This window comes from Caldithrix sp. (genome assembly GCF_056497305.1).
In genome coordinates this window covers 41,776-65,608 of sequence record NZ_JBSMDE010000060.1, presented here as the reverse complement: position 1 = coordinate 65,608, position 23,833 = coordinate 41,776, and the positions used below count along the sequence as shown (strand labels likewise).

The window sequence follows — 23,833 nt, the reverse complement described above, 5'->3', positions numbered from 1 at the left end:
CATCCTCCTCCTCCGTAATCATCCGACCATTTGCGGCTCAGATTTTTTACGAATGGTTTTGTTGGTAATTAAGGGATTGGCCCAGAAACCGATAGTGAAAATATACCCCAGGGTCAAATATAAAAAGAGCATTCCCGTACGCAGCCCAAAATGATCGCCCAGCCAGCCAATGACCAGCGGTACAATAGCTCCGCCGATGATGCCCGTACATAAAATGCCTGAAAATGAGCCGTGGTGTTTTTCCAGGGAATTCAGGGCAAGCGAGAATATGATCGACCACATTACGGAAGCAAAAAAGCCCACGGCCGGAAAAGCAAACAAAGCGACGCTGGCCGGGCCAAACAAGGCAAAGGTCAAAGCAATCATTGCCGCGCCGGTAAAGGCCATTAAAATATGGCGGCTATCGAACAATTTGAGCAACAACAGGCCCAACACACAACCGGCGGTGAGCAGCCCCCAGAACAGCGAAACCGTGTGCGCCCCAACGGTTTGCGGATTAAAACCATGATAAGTTTGCAGGAATTTGGAAATCCAGTTGGCCACGCCCTGTTCCGTTCCTACATAAGCAAAAATCCCGAGAAAAAACAAAATGACCGTTTTATTTTTGAATAATGTTTTGTGCGTCTGCCAGGCGCCTGTTTTTTCGTCTTCTTTAAGTTCCACGCGCGGTAAACGGGCTGCAATTAAAACCAGCACCATGATCAGGGCAATCAGAGCAAAAACCCAGTACAGCGACACCCACGGTAAATCGGCTGGCGTTAAGCGGCCGAGCAATTTTAGATGCCAGCTCGTATGGAGGGCGTCATTTTGCAGATTGCGCACCAGATAGGAGTAGAGATAGGGACTGAGGAAGGAAGCGGAACCGAAAACCAGCTGAGCCAACACGGAATTAAAGGCAAAATGCTCTTCTCCGCCCGCAACGCGCAATAAAGGATTGATGGCCACCTGCAGCAGGGCCATGCCCACGCCAATAAAAAACAAGGAAAAGATGGCCACGGAATACACGGGCAACAGGGCAAACAATAACGCCGCAACAAAGGCCAGTAAAAAGGCGCCCACCATCACCGGCTTTTCACCGTACATTTCCACTAACATGCCGGCGGGAATGGACATGACGCCGTAAGCGATAAAAAAGGCGAAGGGCAAAAAACCGGCCATGGTCAAACTCAGGTGAAAGCTGTTAATGATGTCTGGAATGAGCGGCCCCAGAATATTGGTCAAAAAGGAAATCACAAAAAAGACCAGAAAAATGAGCAGGACAATAAAGTAATTCCGTTTCACAAAATCTCTCCGTTTTTTAGTTCCACGCTACTGTTTACGATAAGCCGATCTCCGGCTAATGTTCATAGCGGATGTCCGTATTCCAGCCGTTTACCTTAACCACCGTTTTTTCTTGGCCGGCAAAATGGACGGTAACCTCGCGCCGCTCTCCCGGCAAAAGGGAGAGGTAGTTATCGCTCCAGAAAACCGGCACAACCGGCTGTCCCTTTGCCGTTTGCAATTCCAGATAAAGCATGAACGCCAGATGGTGCGACGTGTTTTGCAGGTGAACTATCAGCTGGCCGCTATGGCGAGCAGGGATGGTTTGGACGTTAACCGTGGCCGCGGGCAAAGCGTTCAGCGCGGTAAAATCCGCAAATTGTTTAATGGGCGTTACAAACCAGGTGGAGTTCGAGTAATCCAGAACATCCTGCTTGCGCGAAAGCCAGTAGAAATTGGAAGCCAGGCGCCGGCCCTGCGCATCGAATAAACGCAAATCCAGAAAATAAACCTTGGTTGACGCCTTATCGTGCGGAATGCGCGTCACCGCCTTGACGGCATTGGCTACAATGGCGCTCTGGATGTTCCGCTTTTCAACCAGCCTTGAATGCCCATCGAATAGTTTAATTTCGGCCGCCAGATCGGAAAAAGGTTGAAGCGTATTGTTGTTCAGAAAAACCGTCTGCTTATAATAATCGTAGATAAGTTGCAACGAATCACAGGCTTTTTTTGCGCCGTAAAAAGCGCCGTTGGGCATCAGATAGTAGTCGTACAACTGCCAGTACATCTCCGACCAGGCGGAATTTAACATCCATTGAATGATGCCGGTGGCCTGAAATTTATTCACGGCAAAGGCCTCGAACATGGAACGCATGGCTTCGTAATTCATGGCCTGAGCGGCGCGCACAAAATCGTTCACATTGTCCGGCTGGCCGTAGCGCTGGATCAGAGCCTGTTGATACCGTTTAAGGGAATTAAACTCGTTTCGACCGCAATGGTAGTCCCATACCGAATCAATGGGCCAGAGGTGTTGGGCGGGAATCATTTTTTTCAAACTGCTTAAAGGCGGAGGCTGGGGGCCGGGACCGGTTTCGGTGTTAAAGCCGAATGCGCCGCCATGTTTTCGGTCTTCGAACCAGTAGCGCGGGGGGACGTAGTCGTACGGGCCGTTCATCTTTACGCCGGTGGGACCGCTCACCTCGCTAACGCGCGCGGCGGCAGACGCCAGATAGGGCCGCGTACCGTCGATTTGCTCCAGAATGCGCAAATAGCGTTTTTCCAGGGCAGGACGAGGCAGCATGTCGCTGGCCGCCAGCCACACAAAGATCGACGGATGATTGCGCAACAGGGTTATTTGATCGCGCCAGTAAGCGGCCAGCAAATCCATGTCCTGCTGGCTGCGCGCGCCGCCGAACTGGTCGCAGGCCTTGCCCAGATAATTTTCCCACTCCCACTGGCAGCTAAAGCCGGCCATGATTAAAATACCCAGACTGTCGCACACATTGTACAACGTTTGATCGTTGCCCCAGAAGCCTTCCAGACGAATGGTATTCAGCCCCATCTCTTTCACATAGCGCAATTGATTGCGTACATTTTGCGCAGAGTTGTCTAAAAACAGGTTATCCGTCCAGCCCGCCCCGCGGATCAATATTTTTTGTCCGTTGATTTTAAAAGCAAGATGCCCCTGATCGGTAAAATAACTTTCAATTTTACGCATGCCAAAATGGATTTGCGTTTCGTCCGAAACCTGGCCCTCTACTCTGGCCACAAGTTTTAAAGCGTAAAGATTGGCTTCGCCCATGTGCAGGGGCCACCATAAGCGGGGATGTTTAAAAATAAGTTGCGGGAACTCTTCGGCATCCATGGGAATGATGAGGCTTTCTCCGGCTTTTAAATGAAAGGATTTTTTAAACGTGTGGCTTTCAATCGTTCCTTCCAGAACTCCGCTGACAGCCTGATCGCTCAAATTCAGGGCCGTAACCAGCACCGTCAGGCGGGCCGTTTGCAAGGACGAATCAAAGGTCGTTTTAACAAAAAGATCTTTTAATAAAACGTTTTTGGCGCGCCGAATTTCCACCGGTCGCCATAGCCCCATGTTACGATCGGGCGGCGCCGGATTCCAGTCCACAAAGCCGATGGTAAAATCGCCTGCCTGCGGAGGATAGACACGAACTGCCAGCACATTGTTTTTTTCTTTGACCAGAGAAGAGATGTTCAGTTCAAAGACGCGGAAGGCGCCGAAAAGGGAATCCTTGCTGGCAAGCTGATGGCCGTTCAAAAAGACATCGGCCCGATAATTCAGACCATTAAAACGCAAAACATTTTTGGGCAGACGTTTTAGATGCGGCAAATCGAAGGTACAACGATACCACCAGGCATTTTGAAAGGCTTTGGTGGAAATCTTTTTTAGATTCATGCCCACAAAGATGTCCTTGTAGCGACCGGCCTTAAGCAGCGCGCCCATTACCGTGGTTGGCACATGTACAGACAACCAATTTTGTGCTTTAAAATCGGATTGTGAAATTCGTTGTCCGGAAAACTGAACGGAATCTGCCGCTTTAAGTTGCCATTGTCGCAAAGTCATTCGATGAGCGATTTCATGCTCTGAGAGATTACATTGCCCAAAAAGGAAAAAAAGCGAAAACACAAGAAGAAGCGAATAACGCGCCATACTGTTTCCTAATGTTAACGATAACAGTTATCGATAATATAATCTATGAATGGACAAAATGCAATAGATTTTTTGTTCCGCTTCTGAATTCCGCTTAAAATCCAAGATTTTCGTGGTATGGATAAATTTTTTTCCTGTAATTTAGAATACTTCCTTCAAAACTTCAATCCCGTTTAGCGGGATGCGAAAATTTTTGTGCTATGTGAGAAAGTAAATCTGTTGAATTGTTGATTTGTTGAATGGTTGAATGAGCATCAGGCTGACATTCCCAATTCCCTTTGATCGTGAATTGTATTTTCAACATAGTTAGGAAAATTTCCCACACAGGTCTTCCCCCTCTCCCAGATTTTTATTCTGGAAGAGGGGGACCGAGGGGTGAGGGCTAATTCGGGAAATAACTTCCTCTGTTGGAAGGGAAGAATTAAGAGTTTAAGAGTTAAAGGGTTCCGGGGCACTGGCCTGTCATTTTTTTATTGGCTCTATCGAGCCAATGCGATTCTGGAGGGTTGCGCTACGGGATGCGAAAATTTTTGTGTTGAAGATCCTAACCTCCCTGCCCCCTTCCCTTCTTTTAATAACGGGAAGGTGAGCAAATTGTGCAGCTTTGCTGAGTTTTCGCCTTACATGTCAATAAATTTTATATTTTTTTTGAAATCTTTGTGCTCTCAGTGGTTGATTTTGGTTGCGGCTGTGCTGCCTTAGCTATTTTTATTAAAAAGACTCTGAGATACGGCCGGTTACTAAAAATGCGCATTCTCTAACCACTTACTTTTCGATAGCCAGACGGATCTTCGTGAAACACTAAGCTTAACACACCTGGGCGGAATGTTGGTAACTTGCTGATAGCGCAGACCTGTTTGGCCGGTGCAGCCGGACAGGTTGACGCAGATTCTTTTTTTCATTGATTTCCTTCTGCGAGCATCCGCGTGATCTTCGTTAAACGCAAAAGTTATTCCACCTATTTTAGCCATGATTCATGAGGGAGTAGTCTGTAAACTTCCTAACATTCTCAGCAAATTTTCTGCTTTTTCCTTTTCTCCAATTTTAAGAAAGAGTCCCGCTAAGCGTTTGACAACCCCTAAATTAGATGGTTGTAATTGAAATAGTTTTGTGTAGCTCTGAATTGCGCCTAAAAAATCTTGCTCTTTAATCTGTAATGTACCGGTTAAATCAAGCAGTTCAGGATCACTGGAAGTTGCATGCTGATTGAGTAGCTTTAAAGCCAGCGCAAACTGGCCATAACGCATTAATAGTTCAATAACACGTTTCAGAATCGCATTTGAATCAATCACCTGTTCAAAAAGTTGATTAAAGCAGCGCTCTGCTCCAGAAACGTCCTGCAGCTTCAGATACAACTCACTCATGGAAAATAAGATATCCGCATCCGAAAGCAAAATATCGTTTTCCGGTGTAAACTGCTTTTGATCCACCGCCCTGTTTTTAGCCCGTAACTGCTGAAGCCAGTCCAGTGCGCTGAGCAGGTCTTCCTGCTGCAGAGAGATTCTGTACATCAGATAGTAAGCGCCAATTTGCTGATGGCTTAGTTGCAAAGATTTCTCGGCAAATCGTTGTGCTTGTTCAGGATTGTTGAGCTTCAGGTACACTTCACTGATATTGTTGAGCAACTGACGTTCAAGCGATTGCTGGAAGCGCTGTTTTTTTAAAGCGATTAGGTAGTGCTCCAGGGCTTTGTGTAGTTCCCCGCTCAAGTTGTAATTCTGACCCAGGGTGTAATTGGCATAGGCATTGTTTGGTTGTTCATCGACCATCTTCAAAAGCAGGGCACGATTCCTCTGATCCTTCTTTTTCTGTACTTCCGGATTTAGAGCATAGCCCAGATGTAACAAACTAACGGAGCAAGAACGCTCTTCCCCATCATTGCGCGCCAAACTGTAAACGATTTGTTCATGAATGCGGCCTTCAAAATAGAGCTTTTTGTGATTGGTGAACAAACGATGCCCGGTAGAGAGTTTAAAGGTTTTACCATCGGCCATAATGTTTTTGACGGTTACCACATAGGCCACCGGCTTCTTTTCCGGTTTCAACAGTCTTTTTAATGAACTAACTGACTGTGGTTCCAGCCGCTCATCGGCATCCAGCCAAAAAATCCAGTCGCCTCTGGCCAATTTAATGGAGGCGTTGCGGGCCGAGGCAAAATCATCCTGCCATTGGTAATGATGCACTTCAGCCCCAAATGAACGGGCGATTTCAACGCTTCGATCGGTAGAGCCGGTATCCAGAACCACAATTTGATCGGCTACTGGCTGAACGCTTTTTAAACAATCGGCTAAGAAACGCTCTTCATTTTTTACAATCATACAGACCGAGAGTTTTTGTCTTTTCATGCGCTTCCAATCTTTTTAATGACTAACCATTTGCTCCACGAGTGCGCGGGCATCTTCATCCTGTGGATTGAGCTTGAGGACTTTCAGCCATAAAGCCCGGGCCATGTCCGGATTACCGGCTTCCTGGTAGATGGAAGCCAGATGTTTTAATGTTTCCACATCTTCCGGATGGGTTTGTAGCGCATCCACCAACAACTGCACGCCCGCTTCATATTCACCCAGGGCAAACAGGGTTTCGCTCAACTGGTTGATGACTTTTGTTTGATCCGGATCGACACTAAGCGATTTCTGGTAATACGTCTTGGCCTGCGCAAAATTATTTTCAAGAAAGGCCAGCCGCGCCAGATCATTCAAAGCCAGCGTAAAATCCGGCCGCATTGCCAGAATTTTGTGCAACTGCTTTTTTGCGCCTTCCTGGTCATTCAACATCTGTAAGGCAAGGGCATACCCGTACTGAACTTCCACATTTTCTGGTTCTTCTTCTTTTAACTGCTCAAAGGATTCTCTGGCCAGACTGGCTTCTCCACGGTTCAGTGCAGCAATGGCCTTTTCAATTTCCTGTTTTCTGGTTCGTTTCAACAGAATCGCATCCGGCAGCACGTCCCACATTTGTCGGGCCAGTTGATTTTCCGGTTCAAGTTGCAGGATGTGGCCAATAAACTCGGCAGCCTCTTCGTATTTTTCTGCTTCCAGATGTAGATTAGCCAGATAGAGTAGCGTTGGAATGTCCTCGGAATTCTGTTCCAGAATCTCATTGAGCATGGTAATGCCCTGTTCAAAGGCATTGCTCTCCACCAGACAATAGGCTAAATTTCGCCGGGCATCGAGATAGTCGGGTTCGATATCCAGCGCCCACTGGAAACAGAGTTTTGCTCCTTCCAATTTGTGCTCCTCGAGCAAAATTTCACCCTTCAAATTCAAAGCGGCCGCTTTCTGAGCATCATGTAGCAAAATGCGCTCCACAGCCTTCAGTGCCTGACTATAGTTTTTCTTCATTCGGTGTGCTAAAGCCAGGTAAAACCAGCAGGCATCATCCAACGGATTTTCAGCCAAAATTTCCTCAGAAATTTGCCTTACGCGCACCCAATCGCCATTATTTAAAGCCAGGTTTATCTGCTCTTTTTGTTTTTGATGAACTTCATTCAGGGAATCTTTTAATTCCAGTAAGACTTCATAATCGATGGCCGGATGTTTTTTGAAAAATATTTTCGCCTTATCTTTGATGCTTGTGTCATAAGCTATCTTATTGGCCTTAAAAGTCTGGCTACCAAAGTGATGGATGAATACCCCCTCATGCACCATGATGGCATAGCCCCGTTTGCGCAGGCGAATACACAGATCATCATCCTCAAAGTTGCCAGTGCCAAAATGTTCATCAAACCCCTTAACTTTTTTAAACAGTTTTTCAGGCATCAGCATGCAGAAGCCGGCAATTCTTCTGCGGGGCGTAATTTTATTCTTGTTAATTTGCAGAACTTGCTGGGCAAATTGATGGAACCCCGTCTCATCGTGGTACGGAATCTTTGCCAGCCGTTGCAAGCCGCTAATTTGATTGGTGACGGGCCCTACCATACCAATCAGGGGATCTTTTTCCAGCGCCTGAACCAGATTCTCCAACCAGCCTCCGGAAACCAGAACATCGTTATTCAGGAAAAGCAGGTATTTTCCTTTTGCCCGGCGGGCGCCCTGATTATTTCCGGCAGCAAAACCTCTGTTTTTGTCATTAAAAATGGCTTTAATGTGAGGATATTTTTTTTGAATGGATTTCAGGAAGGGCACAGTTCCATCGCTGGAGCCATTATCGACCAAAATAATCTCGTAGGGAATGCGTGTGTTTTGTATTATGCTGTTCAGGCATTTTTTGGTGTAATCCAGGGCGTTAAAAGTCAACATGATAATGGACACTTTGGGCTGCACATCTAAGTTCGAGTTCAGATCAGAAAGGATGTTTTGCAAGGTCTTTTTGACAGCCTGCGGCCCCCAGTTCTCCTGCACATAGCGTTTGCCTTCTTCAGCCAGTTTTTCCCAGAGCGCCTGATCGTTGTACAAACGAACGATCTGCCGAGCAAAATCCCCGGCCTCGTCTGCGATCAGAGCATGTTGTCCATGAATCAGATTCATGCCCTCGGCGCCAATGGAAGTGGTGACAACCGGCAAACCATAGCTTAAGGCCTCTCCAATTTTACCTTTCATTCCTGCGCCGTAACGCAAAGGGCTAACCGAGACGCGGGCCCGTTGCAGGTAAGGTTTTAAATCTTCCACATAGCCGGTTACGATAATGTCTTCGCTTTGCAGTTTCTGGATTTCCGGAGGCGGGTTATTTCCTACCACATAGAATTTTACATTTTTTAAGCTGCCTTTTACTGTGGGCCATATCTCTTTCACAAAAAATTGAACGGCGTCGATATTAGGCGGGTGGCCAAAATTACCGACGAACAATAAATCGGCGTTTTGCTTAAAGCTCTTTTGTAAGGATACCGTTTCATGAATATTGGGCACAATATCAATGGGAATATCTGGCACATATTTTTCAATATGTTTTTGATCCTGTTCAGTAACCACCCATAGGCGATCTGCCAGACGGTAGATGTTTATCTCACGTTCTTTTTTAAGTTTGGCCTCCTGCTCCATAATCCGATCATTTTTGAGCTTTGCCTCTCGTAACTCGCGCACAAAGTGAATATCTACCGTATCGATGATAATCTTGGTTGTGGGGGAATATTTGCGTACCAGTCCCAAATAGTACTCTGCATTGTACCAGAAAGACAGAATAGCCAGATCAAACTGACGTTCCTCAAAAATAAGTTCGTAAGGAATAGCAGGCCATTGGGCATGAACCGTGTAACCGGCAAAGTTTAAAGCTTTTTCATCATTTTCATAGACTTCTACGCCCATCTGTTGCAGGGTGTCTTTGTATTTGGGGTCTGTGGAACCCAGCCGGGCAATAAAGGTAATATGATTGCCCATTTCTTTGAGAATTTTAATGTAGTTAAAGAGGCGCAACGAACCGGAAGCGCGGTCCCACATGGGTAAGAAGGGATCGCTGATTAAGATGCGCGCGCCTACATTACGTTGCGAAGCCTTGGGGACAAGATTGGGATTGTTTTTGTATTGAGATTTTAATTGTCTTTGCCATTTTTGCACAAACTTTTGATGGTTAATCTGCTGATATTTCTTGAAACCTTGATTGATGTCCTGCCCGGCTGTTTGACCTTCGAAATGGACGACCACGCTTTTGGGCTGATAAAGTACTTTAAAGCCGTGTTCGCGAGCGCTAAAACACAGATCGGTGTCTTCGTAATAGGCCGGGCTGTAGCGCGTATCAAAACCGCCTATTTTCTGCCACAAATCTTTGCGGATCATTAAAGATGCGCCGGACACATAATCCACTTCACGCACAAAATTAAATCGTGGATCATCCGGGTTCATGCCTCGGCCATAATTCCAGCCCTGTCCATCAGAAAAGATGATACCTCCAGCTTCCTGCAGTTTACCATCGGGGTAAACCAGTTTGCTGCCCACAATGCCACAGTCGGGCCGCTGTTGCATGGTCATCACCAGCGCTTCCAGCCAGCCTGGCTGTACCTGGGTGTCATTATTCAGGAACAGGATGAATTCCCCTTCGGCCTGTTCCGCCCCTTTATTGCATCCGCCCACAAAACCCAAGTTTTGTTCATTGATCACGATTTTTACATTGGGCACCTTTAGTTTTCTTAAATAATCGGGCGTCTCATCGGTCGAATGGTTATCCACAAAAATAATTTCAAAATTTGGATAATGTGTATGGGTTAAAATCGATTTTAAACACTGGTGCGTCAACTCCAGCTTGTTGTACAAAGGGATTACAATGGAGACCAGGGGCCGGGCCTCTTTTTCCTTTTGGGATGCAAGAACCTGAGTGCGCGTAGAAGTCGCCGGCGGTTTTTGTAATTTAACCTGTTCCAAAACCTTGTCCGCTGTAAGATCAACTGGAGGTAAGTTGCCTGTCGAAGGTTGATCGATCCAGCCTTCATTTGATTCATACCCCAGGGCCATTAACAATGGACCGGCAATGGAATGAAAAAGTTCCCGTTCTTTTCGCGACCAGCTTTTTTGCCAGGTAAGTTTCCCTTTTTTAGAAAACGAAGAATTAATCATTCCGCCATCGGCAAACATTTCACTCAACGCTTCTTCGTAGGGCAGGTGAAGTTTTTGAGTCAAGTGCTTAAACTGTTCTTCTGGTTGCTTTTTGAGCCACTCATAATACACTCTCAGGGCCTGATGGGGACGTTCCTTTTCGAGTTGTAATCCGGCCGTAACAAAACGTACCCATGTTTGACAGGCCGTTTTAAAATCTTTAGCCCAGGGCGTATCAAAGCCGCTGTTTAACATAGAGTGTACAACATCACGTCCGTCGCGAATGATGTGCAGGAAATGGGCATCAGGGAACATCTGGGCTAAATCCAGGGCATGCAGAGTGTACTCTGGCGTCTGTTCAATCCAGCGTTTTTCGTTTGTGCGCCTGGTGTAAAGCGCATTAATCCCCAGGCCCAGATAAAACATAAATTCATCAAGGTCCACTTTTTGGGCCGTTAGCCAGTGTCGTTCTCCGCGTTGCGTACCCAGTCGGTAGGCTTCTCTGGCCTGACTGGCGATGGGCGCCATAAAATCTGATGTTTCCCCAATCCAGTTTTGTGAATGTTTGGCTAAGGAATGAGCTAAAACGCTGACACCTGAACGATGACAGCCGATCACAAAAATAGGGTCCGGACAATATTCGGTGTACCAGTTTTTGTAGCGCAGAGTTATCTGCTCTTTTTGCTGTGATCTTAAATCTGATGCGTTCAACAGTTGCGGTTCATGTTCTGACAGCTTACACAACCGACGGTACAACTCCAGTACGGATGGTTGTTTGGCTTCGAGATCGTAGAGAACCTGATTGGCTCGATGGTGTTTCAATTCCGGTTTTACAACGGAGACAGCGGCTTCAATGTTTTCAGAGGAAAGATCAAGGTTCAGCCAACGGACAATGCGCTGCAGCTGGCTTTCCGGATGGGACAAAAGCGCTTCATAATGCACGACCAAAATATCCTCGTTCTCTGTTGCCTGCGCCCAGGGCGCATTGTACTGTTCCCACAAATAAAGCGCATGTGGGATGGAAAAAAAGTTTCTTTCGTGCAGGCTACGGGCCACTTCGAGGGGATGGCGGATGGTCAGAATAAATCTAGCCTCGGGTAACCGTCTTTTCCAGAAAGGCCAGGTCAATGAATTGCGCGGGTCTTTCCAGCCCCACAGGGGTTTGTTTTCAAAAGGCAAAATGATTCGTTCGGCCTGATCAAAATATTCCTGGATTTCCGGTGCCTGGCTCCAATTTTCCGGCCATGAAGGTACAAAGTCCCAGGCTCCGCCAAAGTGTTCCAGTAATGCATCGTTCAACTTAACGAAATCAAGGTGTTCCCAGAAGCCTTCCGAATTATCCTGCCCGGCAGGCATGAGTTTTTCCTCTGGCCCCAGATCAAGTCCGAGCACATTGAGCATGCGCGCCAAAAGCGATGTTCCTGAACGATGCATTCCTCCAATGACCACAACCATAATTTTCTCCTTATGCTAATCCATTGATTACATTTGTGTATGGATTGTCTTCTCCTCAAAAGAACTAAACCGCGCCAACATGACTTTTACCGCTCTGAATAGAATGGACAATTTCCCGGGCAAAAGCCATGCTACACTGGTTCCGGCATCTTTTAAAATTTTTTTCATCCAGACAATAGCGCGGACATTCCTCAGAATTCAGTTTTAAATCCGGATATCTGATTCCGGTAAAAAGATCGTTAAAATCCCGAACACGTACGGCAATGGTTGTGCCGCAACCCTGTTCATGGTGCTCAAATAACAACAGCCCTTTTTCCGGGTCAGCAAAATGCGCCTGGTAACCGAGTAAAAGAATATGGGGATCTTTCCAGAATTGATCTCGCGTAAACCAGTTTTTACCACACATTTTGCAGGTTTTAAACACTACTTCTTCGATCATGGCTCATCCTTACAAAAATTTCATCAGGCTCAGCTCCATAATTTGACTGGTCGATTGCAGAGCGGCCTGGTAGGCGATTTCTTCGGACTTTAATTGAATAACCTCTTCCTCGAGTACAGCGTCTTCTTCCTGAGAAATGAATTTTCGGAAATTTTCATTGGTCCTGGTCAAACGATTTTTGATTAGCTGTAATTTGTCGATCTTTGAACCATACACCGTGCTGAGATTGAGCAACTTTTTTTCCGCGCTTTTCATATTTTCCAGGGCGGAATTCAGAGCGTCCACATCATCATTGCGCAGCGCTTCGATGGTTTGCTTCATGGCATCAAATAGGCCGCTGTCCATGATTTGATCGCCAGGCACATTAATTGTGAAGTCGTTGCGTTTGGAAATTTTGCGCTTAATGCTCTGGTCATTCCCCTGGTAAGTAACATCCAACCCATCTTTTTGAAAAGGGGTGATGTCTTTGGTCATGGTTCCGGCAAAAACGTTTTTTCCCAGATAGGTAGAATTTAAAATGGTAACCATCTCATCCAGGGTGCCCTGCAATTGATCGGCCAGCGAAGCTCTCAACTGAGTGGTAGCAACCGCGTCGGTACCTTTGCTGGCCTCAATCCGCGCATCGACTAAATTCTGATAGACTTGCTCCAGTAAATTGGATGTGTTATTCAACCAGCCTTCCGACTCTTCTATGTTTTGCAAAAAGAGTTTATTCTGGCGCAGAGCCTCATGTAATCTTTGAACGCGTGAGTAAGCCACAGGATTGTCAGAAGGATGCTTAATCTTTTTCTGCGTGGCGATGCGTTCCTGAGTTTGCAACAGCTGGCCCCTGCTTTTGAACAGGCGCTGCATGGTATTGCGTAAAAACATGGATTGTGTGATGCGCATCCTTTATTCCTCAATTTTAAACCATTTGCATGACGGTGGTCATCATTTCATTTACGGTGGTAATAACCTTGGCGGCCGCTTCGTAGGCCTGCTGAAACTGCACCATGTGCGTCATCTCTTCGTCCATGGAAACACCGGTCACGGCATCACGTTGATTTTTTAATTGCTGCACGATCATTTCCTGGCTATTGCCCTGAAATTCCGCTTCCTGTACACGTTCACCGATGCCTGTTAAAAAGGTTTGGTAGTAGTCATTGGTTGTGCCTTCGCTAAAAATGGAGGCGAATTGCAGATCGCTGATCTGCTGGGCAATACTGCCATCGCCCACTTCTCCGCCAATCGGTTTGCTGGCAATCAGCCCGCTGTTTTCCACAATGACCTGATTCACCTTAAAGTTGGAGATGCCGGTAATATCCGGGGCAAAAAAATCGAGTCCGCTGATGCCCTCCAGATTTTCTCCCTGGCGGTGAAGTTCATTCACCTTACTGGCTAATGTCCGGGCCAGGGTGTCCAGTTTTTCTTTGTATTCCGGTAAGACTTCGTTGTAGAATTCCAATAATCCACCTAACTGACCGTTGTCAATCTTCAGCTGATATCCATTTTTCTTGAGCTGGACTTGAATCTTTGATTGTCTGTCTTCATTTACCGCCACGGCCTTCAGTTCGTTCATAACGTCATGAGAAACAAGCAGAATCCCGTCAGAATAGATGTTAATTTCGCCATTGTCTTTTTCTTTTAGCTGAATATTAAGTTGCGTGGAAAGTTCATCCAGAATGCGGTCTCTTTGATCGAGTAAATCGGCATTAGCTTGCTTCCGGATTTGTTGATTGATTTTGTGGATTAAATTCAATTTTTTATTGATATCATCGATGGTCAATTGTGCTTCGGGGAGAACCTGATCTTTAATGTGCTGCAGATCGCCATCGATACGGGCAAAAGTATCCGATAATACCATCGCTTTGTCTAACACCAGATTGCGAGCCGCATCGCTTTCCGGGTTTTTGGCCAGATCGTTCCAGGCGCTGAAGAAATTACTGATCACCGTGGACAGACCGGCTTCACTCCCTTCGTTAAACATGACCTCTACCTGGGAAAGCAGCCGATGCGTATTCTGGTATTTGCCTAAAAGTTGATTTTCGGAGTAAATCTGGTATTCGGCAAAGCGCTGCCGTAGGCGGATGGCATCGTTTACATTCAATCCAAGACGGCTGTAACCGGCATTAAGCAGATCGAAATTTACACGCCTGCGGCGATAATATTCGTTATTTACATTGGAAATATTATCGCTGGTGGTCCTTACGGCAGACTGATAGGCCAGTAAAGAACGTTTACCAATTTCTAAAATACTGGAAATACTCATGGCATCACCTTTTAAACATTGTAATTTACCACCTGTTTTGAGACGGGCGCTTTCTGCTCCTGGCCATTACTGCTGTAAAGCACGGATTCTTCATCCATGGCGTAGAGCATATCAATCACCCCGCGTACGTAGTTGAGTGAAGCCTGTACCAGTTGGTGATTTTCCAGATTAATATGGCGGATTTTGTCCACTGTACGCGCAATGCGTTGTTGTAAACTGCGCCAGCGGGCCTGTTCTTCAACCGGTAATGTTTCGATGTAGGAATTGAGCTGCAGAGGCAAATCCGTGTCTACATTGCCCAGCAATTTTTTGAGATAACTCTCTCTGGTTTTCAGCATCAACTCCGCCTTTTTTACCAACAGGCGTTCAATGCCGGTCAAATTTTCCATTTCAGCAAATTTGTTGTGAATGATCGCTTCCTGCTTCTGCTTCACCGTCTCTGCCAGGTAACTGTAGGCATGGATTTCCTCCAGCAAGAGCTGGAACAATTTATTTTTTGTCGATTCTGGGCTGAAAATGTTCGAACGATCCATTGTTCCTCCTTGAAATGATTTTATCTGGTAAATTTTCAATCCACTGTTGGGTCGGTAAAGCGATCCTGGCATCATCACTTTTCATGTGCTGATAAATGAAATCAGCCAGGCCGACTCCCCCTCGTTTGGCCAGGTCTTCGCCCATTACGCTGCTGAACATCATGGAAACCAGATTATTGGAACTGGTCTTATTGTCGAATTTGGGAATGGTTTTTTCCATGGCTTTCAAAACAAACGTTAAAAACAACCCTTCCAACTGTTTGGCGCTGGAGCGCAGTTTCACCTCTTCTTTTTTGTTGGTCGTTGGTTTTTCAGGCTCTTTAACTTTTGGCCCTGGGTTTGTTTGCAATGTAACGACTTCCATGACAGCGCTCCTAATTAATAATCAGTTTTGCTTTTAAGGCGCCGGCCTCTTTAATGGCCTGAAAAATAGCAATGATGTCGCGCGGTTTTAAGCCCAGCGTATTCAACGCACTGGCCAGCTCGCTTACTGTCGTTGTTTTTTGAATGACCGCGGTTTTGGCTTCGCTCTCTTCTGCGGAAGTCTGGGTAATACGCGTTACCACCGTACGGCCCACACGACTAAACGGCGCAGGTTGCGAAATTACCGGAGAACTCATGGTGTGGATGGTTAAATTTCCGTGCGAGATCATCACCTCGTCAATGCGCACATTGCCCCCGGCCACAATGGTGCCCGTGCGTTCGTTAATAACCACGCGCGCTTCCACGTCCACGTTGACCATCAGGGTTTCAATCTGCGCAATGTAACTCACAGCCTGAGCCGGGCTTTGCAACGAATCGGGAAAGGACAATTGCACCAGACCCGGGCTCACAGGCTGTGCCAGTTCTTTTTCTGCATTGACCGTCTGGAAAGCCTGATTAATTTTTTGTGCGATTCTTCGCGCTGTAACAAAATCCGGTTCATTTAAGTGCAGGCCGATGGGTTTACTTAAATCGATATTCTGATTGGGCGGCTCAACCTGCAAATAGCCGCCATCCGGGATGCGCCCCACCAGGGAGTGATTCTTTTTGAGACGTTCACCGGAACTGGTTTCCACATTAAAGCCCCCAACCGAAAGCGGTCCCTGCGCCATGGCATACACATTTCCTGCGCCATCGCGCAAGGGCGTCATCAACAACACGCCGCCTTCCAGACTGGTAGCATCGCCCAACGAGGAAACAACCACGTCGAATCGCGCGCCCACATGGCTAAAAGGTGGAATCTGAGCCGTGACCATCACCGCGGCCACATTACGTGTTCGCAGCTCTTCGCGGTGTATGGTAATGCCAAAGCGTTCCAGCATGTTGCTGATGGATTGCACGGTAAAGATCGCTCCTCTACGACTGGCCGGTCGGTCGCCCGTACCAGCGAGGCCAACCACCAGGCCGTAACCGATCAGAGAAAGGCGATGCCCGTTTTCGATGGTTACCACATCTTTAATGCGCACCTGAGCTCTGACGGCTGAGAAAAGCAACACTACGATTAACCATGCGCACACACTGGATTTTAATTTCATCGGGGTCTGACCTCATTTAAATACAAAATAACCTGTGCTGGCTGCCACCATTAAGCCGGCCAGTGCAAAGCTAAGCGCTTTAACAACCGTTCTGGTTTTTAAAAATTTTTGACCAAGACCGCTTTTACGGTAGGTAATTTGCGCATCGGCGATATTGTAAGAATACACCGTATTGCTGAAGGTAATGTCCCGGGGACGAACATAGCCCTGCAACTGCATTAAATTTTCTTCGCCATTGACATTCAATTTCCGTTCGCCTTTGATTTTGAACATACCGTTCTCTGTCTGCTCCACAATGCGTACAGAAATCCGGCCGGTTAACCGGTCGGATTGCGCCGTACCATCTTCGCCGGAATGTTTGGAAGAAAACGAGCCCGAACCGCCAAAAACGGGCAAAAAGTCGGCAACATTTCCGGAGGATTTGGCGCCCATACCTATTTCGGAATTTAATTTGCTATCGCTTTTGGATTGACGGCTGGCATTGGCCTTTTCTACAATAATGACAGACAACACATCGCCAACCTGATGCGCCTTGATATCGCTGTACAGGGATGGTATGGCCTGAGCCAGTGTAAATGACACAAAAGCTAACATAAAGACAATGACTCTCATAATGACCTCGATTGGTTAATGAAAACAACGCCTGGCGAGGTGACTTTGCCTTTTAAATTTTTGCCGGTCATGGTATTTTTTACCGAAACCATATCGCCCACACTGCCGGCAGAACAGGCAATACCTCTGGTTTTAAGCACCAGGCCGCCAGCCCGCACATAAATTTCAACCTCGTCACCGGGTTTGATCACCGTGGGCTCCTGCAAATCGCTATTAAGCAGAATTTTGCCCCGCGGAATGAAATGCGTACTCTCTTTAAAGACCAATTGTTCTTCGCTGGTAATGGCCCGCTCATAAACCTCAATATCGCGAATCCACACCTTTTCCTGTTGCACCTGATGGGGCTCAATCCTCTGGCGGTAGCCAATACTCTGGCGCGTTAAAAAGACCTTTTTGCGCACAGCGACATCCACCGTGACCGGCGATTTTAAGATGATCTTCTGCTTTTTAATGAAAAGCACCCAGATGGACTGACGCCCCAGACGCAGGACATTGGACTGAGAACGACATTCAATGGTGAGCGCCTGATCTTTCAAAGCTGTAAGTTTGGGCAAGCGTGTAAACGTAAGGCGTAAATCCTCGGCCGAAACGGACAACCGTTGCACGTAAAATTGCTGGATTTTCTCCTTAATTAACGCTTGCAAATTGTCCCTGGCCTGAATGGGCGCCTGCAATAACAATACCACGAATGCCAGCAAAACCGCTTTTTGTACTGCCCTCACCTTCCTTACCTCTTCAGATTATTAATCATGGAAAGTAGTTCATCGGCTGTTTTTACAGCCTTGGAATTGATCTCGTAAGCCCTCTGAGCCACAATCAGATTAATCATCTCCTGGGCCACGTCCACATTTGATTTTTCCAGATAGCCTTGCATCAGACCGCCAAATCCCTGTTCATTGGGCAAGCCAAAAATGGGTTCGCCCGAAGCTTCCGTGACAGAAAACAGATTTCCGCCACGTGCCAGCAAACCAGCCGGATTCATGAAGGTGACCAGCTCAATCTGACCGATCTCCTGGGGTTCGGTCTCCCCATCGATCATGACCGTAACGATTCCGTTTTCACTGATTTGGATGCTGCTGACATTTTCCGGAATGGCAATTTCCGGAACCACTTTCAGGCCGCTGCTGGTCACCAGGTAACCCTCTGCATTGATTTTGAAGGAGCCATCCCGCGTGTAGGCGTAATTCCCATCTGAGAGTTCCACCTGAAAAAAGCCGCGACCGTTAATGGCCAGATCCAGGGAATTGCCGGTTTGCACCACATCGCCTCTGGTAAAGGAACGAAAAGTACTCACAGGCCGGCTTCCCAGGCCGATCTGTAATTTTACGGGATTTTCACGTCCTTTGCGGGCGTCCCGATCGCCTAATTGCAGGTTTTCGTAAAGCAAATCCTGAAATTCAATGGTACTCTTCTTAAAGCCTGTGGTGTTTACATTGGCCAGGTTATTGGCGATCACATCGACATTTAATTGCTGGGCTGTCATTCCCAGGGCTGCGGTTTTTAAAGCCCGTAACATCCCTCAACCTCCTTTAATAATATTTTCCGACTTCGGCAGCCGCTTTGTGAAAGGTCTCGTCCAGGGTGCGCACCATGCGCTGAATACTCTCAAACTGCCGCTGCACTTCTATTAACTGGATCATTTCTTCGGCCGGATTAATATTGGCCTCTTCCAGAAAACCTTGATGCACCTCCGGCTCTCTCAACTCTCTGGCTTCTACAGACTGATCCGCCACAAACATATTCTCTCCCCGTTTTTGTAACTTACTGTAATCGTCAAAATCTTTAATAGCCAGCCGATCGATGTACACGTCGCCAAGATAAATCTCTCCACTGCGCGTAATGGTAATTTGCTCAGGTTTCAAATCATCATCGACCAACACAATCTCTCCGCCTTCGCCAAGAACAGCCTGCCCCTGCTGAGTGCGCAACACGCCATCGCCGTCCAATTTAAAATGGCCATCGCGCGTAAAAGCAATGCCGTTCTCGGTTTGAATGGTGAAAAAGCCACGTCCGGAAAGGGCAACGTCGAGCGGATTATTGGTTTCAGTCAATGCGCCCTGGGCAAAGTCTGTAGCCTGGCGCGCTTTACTGTTATCATCATCCTTATGCAGCATCTCAAAAAAAATTAAATCCTTTTTAAAACCGCGCGTGTTGATATTGGCCAGATTGTTGGCGATCACCTCATTCAATTGCAACTGGCCAAGCATGGCTTGTTTCATGGATGTCATGTTTAGCTTCATGGTCGCCTCTCTCTCTTCTTTTTTTAGCACTATTTGCAAATGCAATGCCAACTTAACCAACGGTGGTGCCAGCCCAATAAAAGCGAGATTCTTAATCACTTTATTTCATTGTTTTTAAATACTTTAAATGCTTTTCTACTTCACTATGACAAAAAGTGCCCTTAACACGGTAATCAGTATAGCATGAGGGGAAAGGAAGGAATTGCTTTTTGAGAGGAAAAAATTACCTGTTTTAGTGGTGCATTAAATCGATCATATTCAGGAGTTGTTGACGGTCGTCCGTGGCGGCGGCTGGAAAGCGCAACACAAAAATGTGTTCGCCGGCTTCATTTTGCAGATGTTTAAAATCACCTCCGCAGGAGGTAACCATCAATTGCACCACGGCCAGATTAAAATCCGATTTCAATGGCCCGGAAGCGGACAGTTGAGCAGATTGTGATTGTGCATTGCTGAATCGTACGTTCACCCACCGGTCATCGGCGTTGATTAAATCGATGTTCAGCGCCCGTTTCCCTTTTAGAGAACGTGCGAGAAAAAAGCGCAGCAACGTGCTGAAGGTCTGCTGAATGTTCAATGGATCGCTGAAGATGGAAGGAAGGACTTTGTCTTTGTTGATAAAAATTTCCAGATCGTTTTCAGTGATTTCATAATGCAAATGCTGAATGGCATCCTGAATGCCTGAAAAAAGATCGACCGGTTTGAGATGCTCTTCTTCGGTCATGAAGGCAAAATTTCTAACATTGGAAATAACTTCGTTCATTTGGTTCAGCAGTCCGCTGATCTGTTGAAAATGCTTCTCAAAAAATGTTCGTTCCATCTGGTCGTTTTGCGTTTTTTTTAGTAGCATGTCTATTATGAGCTGAATGGAGGTAATGGGCTGACTCAGACGGTGAACGATGTTTATGGCCAGCTCGCCCAATTCCCTGTACTGATGCCGGGATTGGGCATAAAGCTGCTGCTGGTACAACTCTTTTTCCAGATTTTTCCGCTGGCTGATATCATGCGCGTTGGCAATAATGTAATCGACCTCGTCCTGCGCATTGCGTACAAAGCCAAAACTGATCACTACCGGTGTGGCATAAGGGCCATTTTTTAAGGTGCTTTCCAATTCCAACACACCGTTCTGATAGATTTGCTCCAGAAAGGTCTTTTCATTTTCCAGAAAGGGAAACGGCGGTTCCAGAAAAGCATTGAGGTTTTTGTTCAATATTTCAGGCAGACGGATCGCCAACAGGTCGCAGGCTACCCGATTGGCATATTGAATGGTTCCATCAGGCATTAAAATAAAAAGCGCGTCAGAGAGATGTTCGAGAATGGTGATGGTTGTCTGGTAGTCCCGTAAAATGGCTTTTTGATCTGTTTGACTCATTAAATTGCACTCCATTCCTTAGACAACGATGTTCATGGATCTGGACCTCCTGGAAACCATAAGTCCGTTTCGCGGGTCAAACACGCGCAACTGGATTTTAGGTTGCACAGCCAGGCATTTAAAGTAAACCTGTTGGGTGGGCTGGAATTTGAGCTTCGACTGCATGACCAGGTTTTGCCCAAAAAGGCGCAACAGGTAGCGATTTTCGGCTAAATGACAAACGATGCGGCCTTTGAGCACACTGCCCTTTTGAAGCTTTTTGCGTAAGGCCTGTAAATCGCCTTCGATGATCACCAGTCGTTTAAAATGTTGCGCCACCTTACCTGAACTTTCCTCTTCAAGTCATTAACCTATTTAAGTAATTTAACGCGAATTTGAACCAGCGTTTTGTTCAAAATCTGTGAAATTCGGGCCTCGGTTAAATTGACCACCTTGCGAATATCGGCCAGAGTTAATTCTTCATAGAAGTACAGGGCAAGGATGATCTTTTCGCGATCCGTCAACTCATTCATGATGATTTCTTTGAGCCGCCGTTTCAGGTCCTGCTGTTCGATTTCCTCTTCCGGACTGAGAGCGCTTTCATCGCTCAGGGTATCAATTTTGTAAATAAAATCGCCTTCATCGTCGCTGATTTTGGTATTGAGCGATGTGGTGTAAACCAACAGTGAAGTGTTGAGAATATCGTAATAGGTTTTTTCTTCAATATCCATGGCCTTGCAGATTTCCTGCACCGCCGGCTCGCGGCCCAGCGATGCGGTCAATTTTTTGATGGTCTTTTCCAGGTTACGTACCTTTTCGTATTTGTCCCGCCCGATCATGCCCTCGCGCCGCAGGGCATCCACCACTTCGCCATAGATGCGTTTGTAAGCAAAGGTATGGAAGGGCACACCATTGGGTTTAAACCGTTCCAGCGCTTTCAGCAGCCCCAGAATGCCGTACTGGTAAAGGTCTTCTGTGCTCAGGGTGGTAGAATAATGCAGATTGTACCGCCCTACGATGTTTTTAATCAGGGGGGCGTAATGTTCAACTATTTTGCCTTTCAGGCGTTCGTTTCTTGTGGTCACATATTCATTGACCAGGGCTTCTCCTGCTTCCTTGAGGTTGGTAAGCGTTGTTTGCATCATTCACTCTTCTCTTTTGTTGCTTCCTCTTCTTCCTGTTTTTGAGGCAGATTATGGGGCGGAGAGGTAGCCCACACGCCCCAGCGCAAGATATTCAGCATAACCACTGCCAGCAATATGGTTAGCAAATAGACAACCGCGCTGCGGAACAGGCTGGTTACCAGGGTAATGCCGTTCAGTGCGCAGCTGACAAAGGTAATCACAGCAGCTAAACTGGCGATTCTCAAAATGAATTTTCTCAACGGTTCCATTCTACCTGAGTATTTTTGGTTTCTAACACACGTTCAAAAATATTTTTACCGCCCAGTCCATTTTGAGCCAGAGCAGGCATCAATCGGCGGATCATGGCCCGGATGGCATTGGCTGCCAGGCCGTTAGGGTGTTCAAGGATGAACGGTTTTTGTTTTTTAACGGAGCGGGAAATTATGTCGTCCTTCAATAAGGAACCCCCGTAAAAAATCTGGCTATTTAAAAATTTATGGGCCATTACGTTCATTTTCTTGAATAAAATATCGCCTTCATCGTTATGATTCACCATATTACCGATCAGATAAATCGGCAGATCTTTATTCACGGTTTTAACCACTTTGATTACAGCATAAGCATCGGTAATAGAAGCCGGGTCCGGCGTGATGACCACACTCACTTTATCCGCTCCTAAAAGAAATGAAAGCACGTTCAGTGCAATGCCAGCTCCTGTATCGACGATGATATAATCGTAATGGTTCTCAAATCTTTTGAACTTTTTAGCCAGGGTTCCCAAAACCTCGGTTTCGCTCTCAATCAGGTCCAGAGAGGCCGTAGAAGCTGGCAGCAGATCGATCTTCATGGGCGTGCGGACAATGACCTCATTCAACGGCAGATCGTGCTTGACGACATCGGCAATGGTCTTTTCAGTACGCAGGCCTAAATTCAGATCCACATTGCCCAGATGCAGGTCGGCATCGATCAGCAGCACTTTTTTACCCAATTGCTGCCAGGCAATGGCCATGTTGACCGCAATGGTCGTCTTTCCCACGCCCCCTTTACCGCTGGTAATGGCGATAATTTGACTCTGGCGCTTTGTGTTTCTCCTTACCTGAATTGTGCCATCAAATCCTGGTTTGAGTTTAGTAATCATGCAAGCCCCTCAAAGACTTTTTCGAAAATGTAGCTCTCTTCCGGCAGGGCAATATCAATAAAGATGCGTTTGCCATCGCCAAAAGCAACCACCGGAAGCTCAAGTTCATCCATTAAAGTAAAAAATTTCCCAATCCTCGCCGATTCATCAACCTTGGTTAAGATCAGCCCTGTAGGTTTGAGCAGCATGTACACCGAAGCGGCCGAGAACAGATCATCCAGGTCCATATTCAACGGAGCCACAAAGAAGATTTCATCCGGTTTAACGAGTTTAACGTATTCTTCCATCTTTTTGACAAAATTGGGCGTGAACGGGCTGTTGCCCGCCACATCTACAATGACCACATCGTATTCCTGCAACTTGCGTAACAGGGGCGTTAACTCATCATGCCGTTTTTTCTCAAGGACTGTAACCCCGCTCATCCTGGAAAAGGCTTTTAGAGCTTCCGAGGGGCCATAGGGATCCGTGGAAACGATGGCCACTTCCCGATTGGCCAGGATTTTGGGGTGGGCTGCTAATTTCATAGCCATGGTGGTTTTACCTGTACCGGTTGGGCCAACCATCATAATCACTTTCTGGGTTTTTTGCGATTTTAAGGTGCTTAAATCAAAAAATCGCAATTTCTGGCGCAGCTCTTTTTTCAGCCCGTAAATAATCTCCCGTTTAGAAGCTTTGGGCCCTTTAGGGATGAGCTGATACACCCGTTTGATCAATGCCTCGGCCATTTTGGACGCAAATCCTTTTTCCTGCAAGCCGAGCAAAATTTGTTCGTAGTTTTCAGGCAAAG

General features: G+C 46.6%; 20 protein-coding genes. All 20 read right to left on the bottom strand.

The features are described 5' to 3' along the window. Positions 1-18: 18 nt before the first annotated feature. The 20 genes from ACWB0I_RS05060 to ACWB0I_RS04965 all read right to left on the bottom strand — a co-directional run bounded on the left by ACWB0I_RS05060 (position 19) and on the right by ACWB0I_RS04965 (position 23,831). Complete coding sequence (locus tag ACWB0I_RS05060; RefSeq protein WP_479386951.1) at positions 19-1,281, bottom strand: sugar MFS transporter; 1,263 nt, start codon at positions 1,279-1,281, stop codon at positions 19-21. Positions 1,282-1,336: 55 nt separating this feature from the next. After that, positions 1,337-3,931 (bottom strand): glycoside hydrolase family 2 protein, encoded by a 2,595-nt coding sequence (locus tag ACWB0I_RS05055; RefSeq protein WP_479386950.1) that lies wholly within the window; start codon positions 3,929-3,931, stop codon positions 1,337-1,339. A gap of 974 nt (positions 3,932-4,905) precedes the next feature. Next, positions 4,906-6,276: a tetratricopeptide repeat-containing glycosyltransferase family 2 protein gene (locus ACWB0I_RS05050; protein ID WP_479386949.1), complete on the bottom strand. Its 1,371-nt coding sequence runs from the start codon at positions 6,274-6,276 to the stop codon at positions 4,906-4,908. A gap of 15 nt (positions 6,277-6,291) precedes the next feature. After that, positions 6,292-11,847, bottom strand: a complete 5,556-nt coding sequence (locus ACWB0I_RS05045; RefSeq protein ID WP_479386948.1) for a glycosyltransferase — start codon at positions 11,845-11,847, stop codon at positions 6,292-6,294. Between the two features lie 64 nt (positions 11,848-11,911). Beyond that, the gene (locus ACWB0I_RS05040; protein WP_479386947.1) at positions 11,912-12,286 is read right to left on the bottom strand and encodes a hypothetical protein; all 375 of its coding nucleotides are present in this window, start codon (positions 12,284-12,286) and stop codon (positions 11,912-11,914) included. A 9-nt stretch (positions 12,287-12,295) separates the two neighbouring features. Next, positions 12,296-13,174: a flagellin N-terminal helical domain-containing protein gene (locus ACWB0I_RS05035; RefSeq protein WP_479386946.1), complete on the bottom strand. Its 879-nt coding sequence runs from the start codon at positions 13,172-13,174 to the stop codon at positions 12,296-12,298. Between the two features lie 16 nt (positions 13,175-13,190). Next, positions 13,191-14,534: a flagellar hook-associated protein FlgK gene (gene flgK, locus ACWB0I_RS05030; protein ID WP_479386945.1), complete on the bottom strand. Its 1,344-nt coding sequence runs from the start codon at positions 14,532-14,534 to the stop codon at positions 13,191-13,193. An 11-nt stretch (positions 14,535-14,545) separates the two neighbouring features. Next, entirely contained in the window at positions 14,546-15,067 is a 522-nt protein-coding gene (locus ACWB0I_RS05025) for a flagellar protein FlgN (RefSeq protein ID WP_479386944.1), read from the bottom strand. Continuing rightward, on the bottom strand, positions 15,024-15,431 hold the full coding sequence (locus tag ACWB0I_RS05020; RefSeq protein WP_479386943.1) for a hypothetical protein: 408 nt from the start codon (positions 15,429-15,431) through the stop codon (positions 15,024-15,026). The genes ACWB0I_RS05025 and ACWB0I_RS05020 overlap by 44 nt, the downstream gene beginning before the upstream one ends. Before the next feature lie 10 nt (positions 15,432-15,441). Continuing rightward, positions 15,442-16,584: a flagellar basal body P-ring protein FlgI gene (locus tag ACWB0I_RS05015; protein WP_479386942.1), complete on the bottom strand. Its 1,143-nt coding sequence runs from the start codon at positions 16,582-16,584 to the stop codon at positions 15,442-15,444. Between the two features lie 12 nt (positions 16,585-16,596). Beyond that, on the bottom strand, positions 16,597-17,196 hold the full coding sequence (locus ACWB0I_RS05010) for a flagellar basal body L-ring protein FlgH (RefSeq protein WP_479386941.1): 600 nt from the start codon (positions 17,194-17,196) through the stop codon (positions 16,597-16,599). Then, positions 17,193-17,918: a flagellar basal body P-ring formation chaperone FlgA gene (gene flgA / locus ACWB0I_RS05005; protein ID WP_479386940.1), complete on the bottom strand. Its 726-nt coding sequence runs from the start codon at positions 17,916-17,918 to the stop codon at positions 17,193-17,195. Before flgA ends, ACWB0I_RS05010 begins: the two co-directional genes overlap by 4 nt. Before the next feature lie 5 nt (positions 17,919-17,923). Then, complete coding sequence (gene flgG / locus ACWB0I_RS05000) at positions 17,924-18,712, bottom strand: flagellar basal-body rod protein FlgG (RefSeq protein ID WP_479386939.1); 789 nt, start codon at positions 18,710-18,712, stop codon at positions 17,924-17,926. A 13-nt stretch (positions 18,713-18,725) separates the two neighbouring features. Next, positions 18,726-19,436: a flagellar basal-body rod protein FlgF gene (gene flgF / locus ACWB0I_RS04995; protein WP_479386938.1), complete on the bottom strand. Its 711-nt coding sequence runs from the start codon at positions 19,434-19,436 to the stop codon at positions 18,726-18,728. Positions 19,437-19,668: 232 nt separating this feature from the next. Beyond that, entirely contained in the window at positions 19,669-20,805 is a 1,137-nt protein-coding gene (locus tag ACWB0I_RS04990) for a PAS domain-containing protein (RefSeq protein WP_479386937.1), read from the bottom strand. An 18-nt stretch (positions 20,806-20,823) separates the two neighbouring features. Beyond that, positions 20,824-21,123: a hypothetical protein gene (locus ACWB0I_RS04985; RefSeq protein ID WP_479386936.1), complete on the bottom strand. Its 300-nt coding sequence runs from the start codon at positions 21,121-21,123 to the stop codon at positions 20,824-20,826. Between the two features lie 32 nt (positions 21,124-21,155). Further along, complete coding sequence (locus ACWB0I_RS04980; protein ID WP_479386935.1) at positions 21,156-21,929, bottom strand: sigma-70 family RNA polymerase sigma factor; 774 nt, start codon at positions 21,927-21,929, stop codon at positions 21,156-21,158. Further along, positions 21,926-22,177 (bottom strand): hypothetical protein, encoded by a 252-nt coding sequence (locus ACWB0I_RS04975; RefSeq protein ID WP_479386934.1) that lies wholly within the window; start codon positions 22,175-22,177, stop codon positions 21,926-21,928. The genes ACWB0I_RS04980 and ACWB0I_RS04975 overlap by 4 nt, the downstream gene beginning before the upstream one ends. After that, positions 22,165-23,046: a MinD/ParA family protein gene (locus tag ACWB0I_RS04970; protein ID WP_479386933.1), complete on the bottom strand. Its 882-nt coding sequence runs from the start codon at positions 23,044-23,046 to the stop codon at positions 22,165-22,167. The genes ACWB0I_RS04975 and ACWB0I_RS04970 overlap by 13 nt, the downstream gene beginning before the upstream one ends. After that, positions 23,043-23,831: a flagellar biosynthesis protein FlhF gene (locus tag ACWB0I_RS04965; RefSeq protein ID WP_479386932.1), complete on the bottom strand. Its 789-nt coding sequence runs from the start codon at positions 23,829-23,831 to the stop codon at positions 23,043-23,045. Before ACWB0I_RS04965 ends, ACWB0I_RS04970 begins: the two co-directional genes overlap by 4 nt. Between the last annotated feature and the right edge of the window lie 2 nt (positions 23,832-23,833).

What these genes read in the sequence shown, in the direction of transcription:
- ACWB0I_RS05055 (WP_479386950.1), bottom strand. Translation starts at nt 3,931, where the DNA reads ATGGCGCGTTATTCGCTTCTTCTTGTGTTTTCGCTTTTTTTCCTTTTT.
- ACWB0I_RS05050 (WP_479386949.1), bottom strand. Translation starts at nt 6,276, where the DNA reads ATGAAAAGACAAAAACTCTCGGTCTGTATGATTGTAAAAAATGAAGAG.
- ACWB0I_RS05045 (WP_479386948.1), bottom strand. Translation starts at nt 11,847, where the DNA reads ATGGTTGTGGTCATTGGAGGAATGCATCGTTCAGGAACATCGCTTTTG.
- ACWB0I_RS05040 (WP_479386947.1), bottom strand. Translation starts at nt 12,286, where the DNA reads ATGATCGAAGAAGTAGTGTTTAAAACCTGCAAAATGTGTGGTAAAAAC.
- ACWB0I_RS05035 (WP_479386946.1), bottom strand. Translation starts at nt 13,174, where the DNA reads ATGCGCATCACACAATCCATGTTTTTACGCAATACCATGCAGCGCCTG.
- flgK (WP_479386945.1), bottom strand. Translation starts at nt 14,534, where the DNA reads ATGAGTATTTCCAGTATTTTAGAAATTGGTAAACGTTCTTTACTGGCC.
- ACWB0I_RS05025 (WP_479386944.1), bottom strand. Translation starts at nt 15,067, where the DNA reads ATGGATCGTTCGAACATTTTCAGCCCAGAATCGACAAAAAATAAATTG.
- ACWB0I_RS05020 (WP_479386943.1), bottom strand. Translation starts at nt 15,431, where the DNA reads ATGGAAGTCGTTACATTGCAAACAAACCCAGGGCCAAAAGTTAAAGAG.
- ACWB0I_RS05015 (WP_479386942.1), bottom strand. Translation starts at nt 16,584, where the DNA reads ATGAAATTAAAATCCAGTGTGTGCGCATGGTTAATCGTAGTGTTGCTT.
- ACWB0I_RS05010 (WP_479386941.1), bottom strand. Translation starts at nt 17,196, where the DNA reads ATGAGAGTCATTGTCTTTATGTTAGCTTTTGTGTCATTTACACTGGCT.
- flgG (WP_479386939.1), bottom strand. Translation starts at nt 18,712, where the DNA reads ATGTTACGGGCTTTAAAAACCGCAGCCCTGGGAATGACAGCCCAGCAA.
- flgF (WP_479386938.1), bottom strand. Translation starts at nt 19,436, where the DNA reads ATGAAGCTAAACATGACATCCATGAAACAAGCCATGCTTGGCCAGTTG.
- ACWB0I_RS04990 (WP_479386937.1), bottom strand. Translation starts at nt 20,805, where the DNA reads ATGAGTCAAACAGATCAAAAAGCCATTTTACGGGACTACCAGACAACC.
- ACWB0I_RS04980 (WP_479386935.1), bottom strand. Translation starts at nt 21,929, where the DNA reads ATGATGCAAACAACGCTTACCAACCTCAAGGAAGCAGGAGAAGCCCTG.
- ACWB0I_RS04975 (WP_479386934.1), bottom strand. Translation starts at nt 22,177, where the DNA reads ATGGAACCGTTGAGAAAATTCATTTTGAGAATCGCCAGTTTAGCTGCT.
- ACWB0I_RS04970 (WP_479386933.1), bottom strand. Translation starts at nt 23,046, where the DNA reads ATGATTACTAAACTCAAACCAGGATTTGATGGCACAATTCAGGTAAGG.